The sequence below is a fragment of the Kitasatospora sp. NPDC059088 genome (genome assembly GCF_042738155.1).
In the GTDB taxonomy this organism is placed as follows: domain Bacteria; phylum Actinomycetota; class Actinomycetes; order Streptomycetales; family Streptomycetaceae; genus Kitasatospora.
Genome location: NZ_JBHYGR010000172.1, coordinates 1 through 11,399, shown reverse-complemented (window position 1 = coordinate 11,399; position 11,399 = coordinate 1). Strand labels below are relative to the sequence as shown.

The window sequence follows — 11,399 nt, the reverse complement described above, 5'->3', positions numbered from 1 at the left end:
CTCACCCCGGGTGTGCGCCTGGTGGGCGGGGGGGGCGGCTCCCCCCCCCCCCCCCCCCTCGTCCGTCCCCCCCACCCCCCTGACTGTGTGTGGGTTGGCCCCGTTTCGGCGTTCCTGGAGCGGCTGTTGCGCGCACGACCGGCCGAAATCTGACGCGAACGCGTAATCCCGGGGACACCGGTTGATCACCGCGGGGTTCCCGCGCCGTCGTTCGGGCAGGACACGGTTTCGGCCGGAACCAACACACGAAAGGCGGACGTGCCACCGATGCCGACCGCACCGCACCCCGTGCCCCTCGCGGGCCGTCGAAGCCGATGGGGCGAGCACGGGCTCGCCTGGGCCTTCCTGCTGCCCTCCCTGGTGGTCTTCGTCCTGTTCATCGGCTATCCGCTGGGACGGACGATCTACCTCAGCGGACACGCCAACGACCTCTTCGGCGCGCCCTCCCGCTACGTCGGCTTCAAGCACTACACCGACCTGCTGGCCTCCGCCGACTTCGGCCGGACGCTGGTCACCACCGCGCTGTTCACCCTGCTCACCGTGGTGCCCGGGGTGCTCGGCGCGCTGGTGCTGGTGCTGCTGCTGGAGAACCGGATCCGGGGCGTACGGCTGCTGCGCTCCGCCTTCGCGCTGCCCTTCGCCTTCTCGGTGGCCAGCGCCTCGGTGGTCTTCGCGGTGTTCTACAACCCGGCCAGCGGGGTGCTGAACGGCCTGCTGTCGCACCTCGGCCTTGGGCCGGTCGGCTGGTTGACCGAATCCCGGTACGCGCTGTTCTCGGTGGCCCTGACCACGGTCTGGATGAACCTCGGCTACAACGTACTGGTGCTCTCGGCGGGCATCGGCTCGATCCCCGGCGAGGTCGTCGAGGCGGCCCGGATCGACGGCGCCTCCGGCCTGCGGCTGGCCCGCTCGATCACCGTCCCGATGCTCGGCCCGAACCTGTTCTTCCTGACGGTGGTCTCCACCGTCCACGCACTGCAGAGTTTCGGCCAGATCCACATCCTCACCAAGGGTGGGCCGGACGGCTCCACCCGGACCCTGGTCTACTCCGTCTACGAGAAGGCCTTCGCCTACGGCTCCAGCGACTTCGGCACGGCGAGCGCCCAGGCCGTGGTGCTGCTGCTGGTCGTCCTCGCCTGCACGGCCGTCCAGTTCGGCGTCCTGGAGCGGAAGGTGCACTACGCATGAGCACGGTCGTCACCGAGGCCGAGGTCCGGGCCGATCCGCCCCGTCCGCGGGTCCGCCCCCTCGCCGGACGCTCCCCGCGCGACCTGCTGGGCCGCGCCGCCGTCTACCTGCTGCTCGCCGTCGCCGTGGTCACGGTGGCCTTCCCGGTGTACTACGCGGTGGTCGGCGCCTTCATGGAGCCGTCCGAACTCGCCTCCTACCCACCGGCGTTGGTGCCCCACTCGGTGACCGGCCGGAACTTCTCCGGCGCGGTGGACACCATCCCGCTGTTCCGGCAGTACGCCAACTCGGCGATCACCGCCACCGCCATCACCCTCGCCCAGCTGGTCACCTCGATCCTGGCCGCGTACGCCTTCGTCTTCCTGCCGATGAAGGCGCGGGCCGCGGTGTTCGGGCTGTTCCTGGCGACGCTGATGGTCCCCTGGGAGGCCATCATCATCCCCAACTACCTGACGCTGTCGGGCTGGGGCCTCGGCAACACCTACTTCGGCCTGGTGCTGCCGTTCCTCGCCTCCGGCTTCGGCACCTTCATGCTGCGCCAGGCCTTCCGCCAACTGCCCGGCGAACTGCGCGACGCGGCCCGGATCGACGGCGCCGGGCACTGGCGGTTCCTGTGGCGGATCGTCGTGCCGCTCAACAAGCCGGCCCTGGCCGCGCTGTCGATCTACGTCTTCCTGTCGGCCTGGAACCAGTACTTCTGGCCGCTCATCATCACCCGCACCGCCGAGATGCAGACCCTGCAGATCGGCCTCACCTCGCTGCGCGACGCCGAGATGGCCGACCCCGGCCTGATCCTGGCCGGTGTGGTGCTCTCCCTGCTGCCCACCCTCGCCCTGGTGGTCTTCGGCCAGCGCTTCATCGTCCGCGGCCTCACCGCGGGCGCCGTCCGCTGAGCCCGCACCCGCTCCGCCCGTACATCCCGCCCGTACATCCCGTTCGTCAACCGGAAAGAAGAAAACCCTCGTGAAGAAGAGTGCACGCGCGCTCGCGGCCCTGCTGGTGGCCGGCCTGTCCCTGACCGCCTGCAGCTCCAGCGGCTCGGACGCCGGCTCGGGCGGTTCCGCCGACGCCGGGGCGCCCGGTGCCCAGGCGCTCGACCAGGCCTCCGGCGTCACCACCGTCGAGTTCTGGCACTCGATGACCGGCAAGAACGCCGACGTGCTGAACGGCCTGGTGAAGGACTTCAACGCGGCCCACCAGGGCAAGATCGAGGTCAAGGCGCAGTTCCAGGGCAAGTACGACGAGCTGGTCACCAAGTACAAGGCCGCGGTGCAGCAGAAGGGCACCCCCGCCCTGGTGCAGGTCTACGACATCGGCACCCGCTTCATGATCGACTCCAAGCAGACCGTCCCCGCCCAGGCCTTCGCCGACAAGGACGGCTACTCGCTGGACGACCTCGACCCCAACATCCGCAACTACTACTCGGCCAACGGCAAGCTGGTCTCGATGCCGTTCAACTCCTCGATGCCGCTGCTCTACCTGAACACCGACGCCTTCAAGGAGGCCGGCCTCGACCCGGCGCAGCCGCCGAAGGACCTCAACGAGCTCGGTGACCTGGCCAAGAAGCTGACCAAGAAGGACGCCGACGGCAAGACCGTCCGCTACGGCTTCGGCGCCGCCATCTACGGCTGGTTCGTCGAGGAGCTGCTCGCCGAGTCCGGCACCATGTACTGCGACAACGACAACGGCCGCAGCAACAAGGCGGGCAAGGTCGTGTTCGACTCCGCCCAGGGCGCGCAGATCGTCCAGTGGTGGGCCGACCTCGTCAAGGGCGGCTACGCGGCCAACACCGGCCGGGTCACCGACGACGCCCAGGCCGCTTTCAAGTCCGGCACGGTCGCCATGCACCTGGAGTCCACCGGCGTGCTGCGCGGCTACACCGAGGCCGCCAAGTTCGGCGTCGGCACCGCGCCCTTCCCGAAGGTGACGGCCGCCGACCAGGGCGGCCCGGCGATCGGCGGAGCCTCGCTGTGGATCAGCGGCCCCGGCCACTCGGACGCCGAGAAGCGGGCCGCCTGGGAGTTCGAGAAGTTCGCCACCAGCCCGGAGCAGCAGGCCGTGTGGCACACCGGCACCGGCTACTTCCCGGTCAACAAGAAGTCCCTGGACGACCCCAAGGACAAGGAGTGGGTCGGCAAGTACCCGCAGTTCCAGACGGCCATCGACCAGTTGAAGGCCACCAAGCCCACCCCGGCCACCGCCGGCTGCCTGCTCGGCGTGATGCCGCAGGCCCGCAAGGGCGTGGAGACGGCCATCGAGCAGACCGTGGCCGGCGGCAAGACCGCCCAGCAGGCGCTCGCCGACGCGGCCAAGGAGCTCCAGCCCGCGATCGAGAGCTACAACAGCTCGGTCGGCTGACCACCCTCCGCGAACGACGGCCCGCCCGGCGCACCACGCGCCCGGCGGGCCGTCCCCCGTTCCGGGCCCGTCCTACGCGGAGAGGGCGGTGTCGTCCTCGGGCAGCGCGCAGGCGCCCGCCAGCTCGTCCAGGGAGAGGTCCAGCGCGAAGGCCAGCGCCGCGATGGTGAAGAACGACGGCGTCGGCGCCCGCCCCGTCTCGATCTTGCGCAGCGTCTCCGCCGAGACGCCGGCCACCGCCGCCACCTCGACCATGCTGCGCTCGCCACGCGCCTCGCGCAGCAGCGCCCCGAAGCGCTCCCCACGCTCGCGCTCCCACGGGGTCAGCGGAGTCCTCACCATGCCGTCGAGTCTAGGGCCTGTCCGGCAGGCCCCGCCCGGCGCTCCCTAGTTCGACCACGGCTGCTGGTAGTCCATGGGCCAGTTGGGCAGGGGGACCGGGCCGCCCGGACGTGCGGTGTTGAGGGCGAGGCAGAGGATGACGACGGAGGTCGACCGCTTCTGGGTCCAGGAGCCGAAGACCTCGGGCCCCTCCGCTTCGCACGAGCCGTCCCGGGCGCTGTCCCGGATGACCTTCGCGACCTTGTACTGCGCATCGGTCTTGGAGCAGCCCACGATCTGTAGGTCCGGTCTGGAGGACACGCCGCGATCGTGCATGCAGTCGCCGACCTGGGCGACGTCGGCCTCGGTCTCCTCCAGCTGACCGGCGACGAGCACTCCGACGCTGGCCAGTGCGACAAAGATGAGCGGCGCCCGCACGGCCTTGCCGAACCGGCGGAGCCGCGAGGAGGGGGGCGGCTCGGAGGCCTGCAGGTGCGCATGGGCAGCGCGGAGCAGCGGCGAGGTCACGTCGGGTCCTTGTGATCAGTTCATCGGTATTGCGGCGCCGAACAGTAGCGGATCTTGTGCCGGGCGGTCGTGGCAATTTCCGCAGCCGTCCGTACACCGGCCGCCAGCGGCGCCCGACATCCATCGACCGTGATACAAATACCGGTATAAGAATTGGATCCAGGGGAGAGGTTCACCATGGTCGAACTCAAGTCGGACGCCGCCCTCGACGCGATGCGCGAGGCCGGGCGGGTGGTCGCCAACGCGCTGGCGGCCGTGCAGCGGGAGGCCGCCGCGGGCGTGAGCCTGCTGGAGCTGGACGAGGTGGCGCGGGGGGTGCTCACGGCCGCCGGGGCGACCTCGCCGTTCCTCGGGTACCGGCCGGCCTTCGCGCCGGTGCCCTTCCCCGCCGTCATCTGCGCCTCGGTGAACGACGCGGTCGTGCACGGCGTCCCGGACGGCTACCGGCTGCGCGACGGCGACCTGGTGAGCATCGACTGCGGGGCCGTCCTGGACGGCTGGTGCGGCGACTCCGCCGTCAGCTTCACCGTCGGCCCCGCCCGGCCCGAGGACGCCGAGCTGATCGATGCCACCCGGCGCGCCCTGGAGGCCGGGATCGCCGCCGCCGTGGTCGGCAACCGGATCGGCGACATCGCCCACGCCGTCGGAAAGGTGGCCCGCGCCGGACGCTACGGGCTGCTCGACGGCTACGGCGGCCACGGCATCGGCCGCCGGATGCACGAGGACCCGCACGTCCCCAACGAGGGCCGCCCCGGCCGGGGTTACCCGCTGCGCCCGGGCCTGGTGCTGGCCATCGAGCCGATGCTGACGGCCGGCGGCCGCGACGACTACGACACCGACCCGGACGGCTGGACCCTGCGCACCACCGACGGCAGCCGGGCCGCGCACATCGAGCACACCGTCGCCGTCACCGAGGACGGTCCGCGGATCCTCACCCTGCCGTAGTCCCCGGCGGGTGACGGACGTTACGCCGTCCCGCCCGTCCCACCGGAGTAGCGTGCGGGGCATGACCGATCAGGACTTCACCACACGGGTCACCGTACGCGGGTACGAGACCGACACCCAGGGCCACCTGAACCAGGCCGTCTACCTGCAGTACGCCGAGCACGCCCGCTGGGAGTACCTCCACGCGGCCGGCATCCGCCAGGCCGAGCTGGTGGCCAAGGGCGTGGGCCCGGTCGTCCTGGAGACCACGGTGAAGTACCTGCGGGAGCTGCGCGCCGGGGACACGGTGGAGATCAGCTGCGCGTTCGTCTGGCGAGGGGGCAAGACCTTCCAGGTGGTGCAGCGGCTGACCCGCGAGGACGGCGTGCTGGCCGCGGAGGTCACCGGCGTGGGCGGCATCCTCGACCTGGTGGCCCGCCGGCTGGTCGCCGACCCGCGCGAGCCGCTGCGCGCCCTGGCCTCGGACCCGGGACTGCTCGGCCTCTGACCTCCCGTCCGCCCCGCCCCGCCCCGCCCCGTCCCGCCCCGCGCCGGGGCGTCAGGCGGGCCGGTGCCGCCCGGCGGGCACGGGTGCCGTCCGGGGGTGGTCGGCGGCGGCGATCAGCGCGGCCAGCCCGGTGGTGACCGGCACCGCCGCGACCAGTCCGATGCTGCCGACCAGGGTGCGGGCGATCTCCTCGGCCACCAGTTCGCTGGTGGCCACCGACACCAGCGTCCGGTGCGCGACGGAGAACAGCAGCAGCAGCGGCAACGCGGCCCCCGCGTAGGCGAGCACCAGGGTGTTGACGGTCGAGGCGATGTGGTCGCGGCCGATCCGCATGCCGGTCCGGTACAGCCGGCCGGCGCCCATCGTCGGGTCGGCCTCGTGCAGTTCCCAGATCGCCGAGGTCTGGGTGACCGTCACGTCGAACAGCACGCCGAGCGATCCGATCACGAACCCGGCGAGCAGCAGGCCGCGGATCTCGATGCCGGGGTAGAGGCCGTGGACCAGCCCGGTCTCCTCCGAGGTGTCGCCGGTCAGCCGCGCCCAGGCGGCGAAGACCAGGCTGAGCACCCCGATCAGGACCAGCGACGCCAGCGTTCCGAGCACCGCCACCGAGGTGCGCGCGGAGAGCCCGTGGCACAGGTAGAGGGCGATCAGCATGATCGCGCTGGCGCCGACGATCGCCACCAGCAGCGGGTCCGAACCCCGCAGGATGGCGGGCAGGATGAACAGCGACAGCACGGCGAAGCTGATCGCCAGCGCGAACAGCGCGGCGACCCCGCGCCAGCGGCCGATCACCACCACGACGACGGCGAACAGCCCGGCGAGCACGCCCATCGGCAGGTTCCGGTCCACGTCGACGACGCTGTAGCGCAGCTCCACGGGGGCGTTCGGCGCTGAGGTGAGGACGACCCGCTCGCCGACCTCGTGGCGCCGCGACTCGGACGGGTGGACGACCACCGTGAAGGTGCGGCCCCGGTCCGGGCCGTCGGTGACCTCGACGGTCTCCTGCCGGCAGGTGCCCCGGTCGGCGGGGCCGAGGTCGGCGCAGGGCAGTTCCTGGAGCCGGGTGACCAGGCCCTGCCGGATCTGCTGGTCGAAGCCGACCCCGGTGTGCTGGTGGGCCGGGACCCCGCCCGGCCAGAGCACCACCAGGCCGACGGCGACGGCGACCGCGAACGGGATCAGCACGGCCGCGACCACCGTGCGCAGACGGGCGGAGACCGGCGCGGCGGGCCCGTGGCCGTGGCCGTGGGCGTGGCCGTGCCCCACGGGCGCGGCGGGCCCCTCGTGCCGGTGCTGCTGCTCCTCGTGCGCGTGATCGTGATCGTGCTCGTGCACGAGCGCGTTCCCGTCGTGCGGGTTCCCTGCCGTCACCTCACGCCTCCTCAGTTCTCCTCCACAGCACCCGAAATCATCGGCGTCCGGCCCGCCGTCACCCCGCAGGACACGAACGGTCGGCGCGCCGCCGCCGGGTGCGGGACGGCCCCCGTCCGCCGTCGGGGGATTGCCCCACCCCCGATCGACCGGCTGGCGGCATGGGCCCGATTCCCCTGCCGCAGCAGACTCTTGGGCATGTCGAAGCTCACCGGTACCACTCTCGCCACGCTGGCCGTCACCGTGCTGACCGCCCTTCCCGCCGCCGCCGCCGTCCCGGAGCACTCCGGCGCGGGCGGCCTCGACTGGACCACCTGCCAGGGCCCGGTCGACCCCCGCCAGCAGTGCGCCGACCTCACCGTCCCCCTGGACTACAACGACCTGGACGGCCGACAGATCACGCTCGCCGTCTCCCGGATCGCCACCGCCAAGCCGGGCCTGCGCCGCGGTGTGCTGCTGACCGTTCCGGGCGGGCCGGGCGGTTCCGGGACCGGCCTCCCCACGAGCGCCGTCGGGCGCCTCCCGCAGTCCGTCCTGGACCGCTACGACCTGGTCGGCTTCGACCCGCGCGGCGTCGGCGGCTCCACCCCGGTCAGCTGCGGTCTGGACCACTCCGACCTGGCGATGGTCAAGCTGCGCCCCTGGCCGGCCGCCGACGGCTCGATCGACACCAACCTGGCCACCGCCCGCCGGGTCGCCGAGACCTGTGCGCGCAACGGGGGACCGGTGCTGCGCAGCATCTCCACCGCCAACGAGGCCCGCGACATCGACCGGATCCGCCAGGCCCTCGGCGAGCGCAAGCTCTCCGCCTGGGGCACCTCGTACGGCACCTACGCGGGCGCCGTCTACGCCACCATGTTCCCCGGGCACACCGACCGGATCGTGCTGGACAGCAACGACGACCCGGACCCGTCGAAGGTCGGCCGCGGCTGGCTGGCCGCCTTCGGCCAGGGCGCCGAGGACCGCTTCCCCGACTTCGCCGCGTGGGCCTCGGCGCCGGACAACCCGGACCGGGTCGCGGACACCCCCGAGCAGGTGCGCCCGCTGTTCCTGGACCTCGCCGCCCGGCTGGACGCGGCCCCGCTGCCCTGGCCCGGCGCCAACCCGGCCGAGCTGAGCGGCAACGTGCTGCGCGAGTCCATGCTGAACAGCCTGTACGCGGACGCCAAGTTCCCCGACCTGGCCCGGCTGATGCTGGCGGGCCTCGGCCGCCGCCCGCTGCCCGCCCCGGTGGTGCCGCCCGACGCGGCGGTGCAGAACACCCTCGCGGTCTCCGTCGGCACGCTCTGCAACGACGTCCGCTGGCCCGCCGACCCGGCGGCCTACGCCAAGGACACGGCGGCCGACCGGGCCGCCCGGCCGCTCACCGCGGGCATGCCGGTGAACGTGATGCCCTGCGCCTTCTGGCCGTTCGCGCCCGCCGAGCCGCCGGTGCGGGTGACCGGCCGGGGGCCGGCGAACGTCCTGCTGGCGCAGAACCTGCGCGACCCGGCCACCCCGTACTCCGGCGCGCTCAAACTGCGGGCGGCGTTCGGTGACCGGGCGCGGATGGTGACGGTCGACTCCGGCGGCCACGACGTCTACCTGGCGAACGGGAACGCCTGCGGCGACGCGGTGGTGACGGACTTCCTGGTGACGGGCCGCCGCCCGGCCGAGGACGTGTACTGCCCGGCCGCCGACTGACGCCGACTGACGCCGACTGACGCCGACGGGGGAGGAGCAACGGGCCGTGGACGAACGGCCCTTACTTCTGCGTGTACCCACGTTCGACCCTCACACATGAGTCGAACCTGTCGCGATTTTGTGACAATAGTTCGCCAACAGGCCCCCCACGGTGGGGATTCACGGCCGTAATGTTCGAACTATGTCACCGAAGAGCCGCATACCTGCCCCGGACCCGGGCGACACCTGGGTCCCGCGCCCGAGGCGCCGTGAGACCCCGCTCGGAATCCTGCGCCATGCGGCCACCTTCCTCGGCTCCAGCGTGCTGGGCGGCGTCCTGCTGGCGGGGCTGATCCTCCCGGGGGCGGGCGCGATGGGCCTGGGCGCCAAGAGCGGTGCCGAGGGCTTCGAGAGCATCCCCGACGACTTCAAGACCCCGCCGCTCACCCAGGCGACCCAGATCTTCGACGCCAAGGGCGGCCTGATCGCCAAGGTCTACGAGCGCGACCGCACCGTCCTGACCGCCGAGCAGATGTCGCCGCTGATCCGCAAGGCCCAGGTGGACATCGAGGACGCGCGCTTCTACGAGCACGGCGCCGTCGACCTCAAGGGCGTGCTGCGGGCGATCACCAAGAACGCGGAGAGCGGAGCCGCAGTACAGGGCGCCTCCACCCTCACCCAGCAGTACGTGAAGAACGTCAACGTCGAGATGGCCGGGGACGACCCGGTGGCGGTGCGCGAGGCGCAGCGCAAGACCCTGGGCCGCAAGATCCAGGAACTGCGGTACGCCATCAAGCTGGAGGAGGACCTCTCCAAGGAGCAGATCCTCACCAACTACCTGAACATCACCTTCTACGGACACCAGGCGTACGGCATCCAGGCCGCCTCCCAGCGGTACTTCAGCAAGGACGCCAAGGACCTCACCCTCCCCGAGGCGGCGATGCTCGCCGGGCTGGTGCAGAACCCCACCCAGTACGACCCGAAGCTGCACCCGGTGGCCGCGCAGAAGCGCCGGGACACCGTCATCGACAAGATGGTGGAGAACAAGCACATCACCGCCCAGCAGGCGGCCGAGGCGAAGGCGGCCCCGCTGGGCCTCAACTACAAGGACCCGCACAACGGTTGCATCACCGCCCAGGCCGGCATGGGCTTCTTCTGCGACTACGTCCGCCACGTGGTCAAGCAGGACCCGGCCTACGGCAAGAGCGCCGCCGAGCGCAAGAAGCTGTGGGACACCGGCGGGTTGAACATCTACACCACGCTGGACCCGGAGAAGCAGGCCGCCGCCCAGCACGCCGTCTCCACCAAGGTGTACGTCACCGACCCGGTCTCGGCGGCGATGACGATGGTCGAGCCCGGCAGCGGCAAGATCCTGGCGATGGCCCAGACCCGCCCGTACGGCCTGGCGAAGGAGAAGAACCAGACCGTCGTCAACCTCAACGTGGACGCGGCGATGGGCGGGGGCATCGGGTTCCAGCCCGGCTCCAACTTCAAGCCGATCGTGGCCGCCGCCGCCCTGGAGGCCGGCCTGTCGCCGACCCAGCAGTACGACTCGCCGAACCGGATGGACTGGCCGACGATGAAGACCTGCGACGGCACCTGGAAGAACCTCAACAAGGGCAGGAAGGAAGGGACGATCCCCAACGAGAGCCCGAGCGAGAAGGGGCCGTACCAGCTCAAGCAGGCGATGGCGCTCTCGGTCAACACCTACTTCGTGCAGATGGAGCAGGAGATCGGGCTCTGCGCCGTCAAGCAGATGGCCAACAAGCTGGGCGTGACCGGCAAGGCGAGCGGCGACCCGTTGCAGGAGGTGCCCGCCCTCGGCCTGGGCACCCAGGAGGTCAGCCCGCTGACCATGGCCAACGTCTACGCGACCTTCGCCGCCCGGGGCTCCTACTGCGCGCCGGTGGCGATCAACCGGATCACCACGGTGGCCGGCAAGGACGTCCCGGTGGCCCCGGCCCGCTGCGACCAGGTGATGTCCCCGGACACCGCCGACGTGATCAACAGCGTGCTGCTCGGAGTGACCGAGAAGGGCGGCACCGCGCGGGACCTCCGGCTGGACGACGACCGCCAGATCGCGGGCAAGACCGGCACCACGGACGAGAAGAAGTCGGCCTGGTTCACCGGCTACACCGGCAACCTGGCCGGCTCGGTCTGGCTGGGCAGCCCGGGCGTCAAGGTGCCGATGCGCAACATCCGGATCGGCGGCCAGTACCAGCCCGAGGTGTTCGGGGCGACCGGCCCGGGGCCGATCTGGCAGCAGGCCATGAGCGACGCCGTGCGGTCCATGCCCGAGCAGGACTTCACCACGGTCCACATCCCGGACCCGGTCCGCCCGACCCCCGGGTGCGGCACCCCCACCGGCTCGCCGTCCTCGGCGACCTGCACGGGGGCGCCCGGCCCGGGCTCGACCGGCCGCCCGCGCGGCAACTCCCCGTCGGACGGCGGCACGACCGGCCGCTCGGCCCCCACCACCCCGCCGGACTCCCCGGACCCGTCGGACCAGTGACGCCCGCGGCCCCGCATGAGTACC

10 protein-coding genes are annotated in these 11,399 nt (G+C 71.9%); 7 read left to right on the top strand and 3 right to left on the bottom strand.

What is annotated here, in order from left to right; translation table 11 throughout:
• Window positions 1-267: 267 nt before the first annotated feature.
• From ACFWXO_RS40925 to ACFWXO_RS40915, 3 genes are all read left to right on the top strand, one after another.
• A complete protein-coding gene (locus ACFWXO_RS40925; protein WP_380408295.1) occupies window positions 268-1,188 on the top strand; it encodes a carbohydrate ABC transporter permease in 921 nt (306 codons plus the stop codon).
• Window positions 1,185-2,081: a carbohydrate ABC transporter permease gene (locus ACFWXO_RS40920; protein ID WP_380531221.1), complete on the top strand. Its 897-nt coding sequence runs from the start codon at window positions 1,185-1,187 to the stop codon at window positions 2,079-2,081. The genes ACFWXO_RS40925 and ACFWXO_RS40920 overlap by 4 nt, the downstream gene beginning before the upstream one ends.
• Before the next feature lie 70 nt (window positions 2,082-2,151).
• Window positions 2,152-3,546, top strand: coding sequence for an ABC transporter substrate-binding protein (locus ACFWXO_RS40915; RefSeq protein WP_375897405.1), 1,395 nt, complete (start codon window positions 2,152-2,154; stop codon window positions 3,544-3,546).
• A 72-nt stretch (window positions 3,547-3,618) separates the two neighbouring features.
• Here the strand turns inward: ACFWXO_RS40915 and ACFWXO_RS40910 are convergent, their stop codons facing one another.
• Together ACFWXO_RS40910 and ACFWXO_RS40905 are read right to left on the bottom strand one after the other, a co-directional pair.
• Window positions 3,619-3,888 carry a helix-turn-helix domain-containing protein gene (locus ACFWXO_RS40910; RefSeq protein ID WP_380408291.1) on the bottom strand — a complete coding sequence of 90 codons (270 nt, stop codon included), beginning with the start codon at window positions 3,886-3,888 and terminating at the stop codon, window positions 3,619-3,621.
• Between the two features lie 45 nt (window positions 3,889-3,933).
• The gene (locus tag ACFWXO_RS40905) at window positions 3,934-4,395 is read right to left on the bottom strand and encodes a hypothetical protein (protein ID WP_380531218.1); all 462 of its coding nucleotides are present in this window, start codon (window positions 4,393-4,395) and stop codon (window positions 3,934-3,936) included.
• A gap of 177 nt (window positions 4,396-4,572) precedes the next feature.
• On the opposite strand from ACFWXO_RS40905, the gene map reads away from it, so the two are divergent.
• Complete coding sequence (gene map, locus ACFWXO_RS40900) at window positions 4,573-5,340, top strand: type I methionyl aminopeptidase (protein WP_380531215.1); 768 nt, start codon at window positions 4,573-4,575, stop codon at window positions 5,338-5,340.
• Window positions 5,341-5,401: 61 nt separating this feature from the next.
• Window positions 5,402-5,827, top strand: a complete 426-nt coding sequence (locus ACFWXO_RS40895; protein ID WP_380408287.1) for an acyl-CoA thioesterase — start codon at window positions 5,402-5,404, stop codon at window positions 5,825-5,827.
• Between the two features lie 51 nt (window positions 5,828-5,878).
• Here ACFWXO_RS40895 and ACFWXO_RS40890 read toward each other — a convergent pair whose 3' ends face one another.
• On the bottom strand, window positions 5,879-7,201 hold the full coding sequence (locus ACFWXO_RS40890) for a YibE/F family protein (protein ID WP_380531212.1): 1,323 nt from the start codon (window positions 7,199-7,201) through the stop codon (window positions 5,879-5,881).
• A 198-nt stretch (window positions 7,202-7,399) separates the two neighbouring features.
• On the opposite strand from ACFWXO_RS40890, the gene ACFWXO_RS40885 reads away from it, so the two are divergent.
• Window positions 7,400-8,884: an alpha/beta hydrolase gene (locus ACFWXO_RS40885; RefSeq protein ID WP_380531209.1), complete on the top strand. Its 1,485-nt coding sequence runs from the start codon at window positions 7,400-7,402 to the stop codon at window positions 8,882-8,884.
• Between the two features lie 181 nt (window positions 8,885-9,065).
• A complete protein-coding gene (locus ACFWXO_RS40880) occupies window positions 9,066-11,375 on the top strand; it encodes a transglycosylase domain-containing protein (protein ID WP_380531206.1) in 2,310 nt (769 codons plus the stop codon).
• Window positions 11,376-11,399: the final 24 nt, after the last annotated feature.

Excerpts from the sequence above, each read along its gene's own strand:
- ACFWXO_RS40925 (WP_380408295.1), top strand. The coding sequence starts at position 268 with ATGCCGACCGCACCGCACCCCGTGCCCCTCGCGGGCCGTCGAAGCCGA.
- ACFWXO_RS40920 (WP_380531221.1), top strand. The coding sequence starts at position 1,185 with ATGAGCACGGTCGTCACCGAGGCCGAGGTCCGGGCCGATCCGCCCCGT.
- ACFWXO_RS40910 (WP_380408291.1), bottom strand. The coding sequence starts at position 3,888 with ATGGTGAGGACTCCGCTGACCCCGTGGGAGCGCGAGCGTGGGGAGCGC.
- map (WP_380531215.1), top strand. The coding sequence starts at position 4,573 with ATGGTCGAACTCAAGTCGGACGCCGCCCTCGACGCGATGCGCGAGGCC.
- ACFWXO_RS40895 (WP_380408287.1), top strand. The coding sequence starts at position 5,402 with ATGACCGATCAGGACTTCACCACACGGGTCACCGTACGCGGGTACGAG.
- ACFWXO_RS40885 (WP_380531209.1), top strand. The coding sequence starts at position 7,400 with ATGTCGAAGCTCACCGGTACCACTCTCGCCACGCTGGCCGTCACCGTG.
- ACFWXO_RS40880 (WP_380531206.1), top strand. The coding sequence starts at position 9,066 with ATGTCACCGAAGAGCCGCATACCTGCCCCGGACCCGGGCGACACCTGG.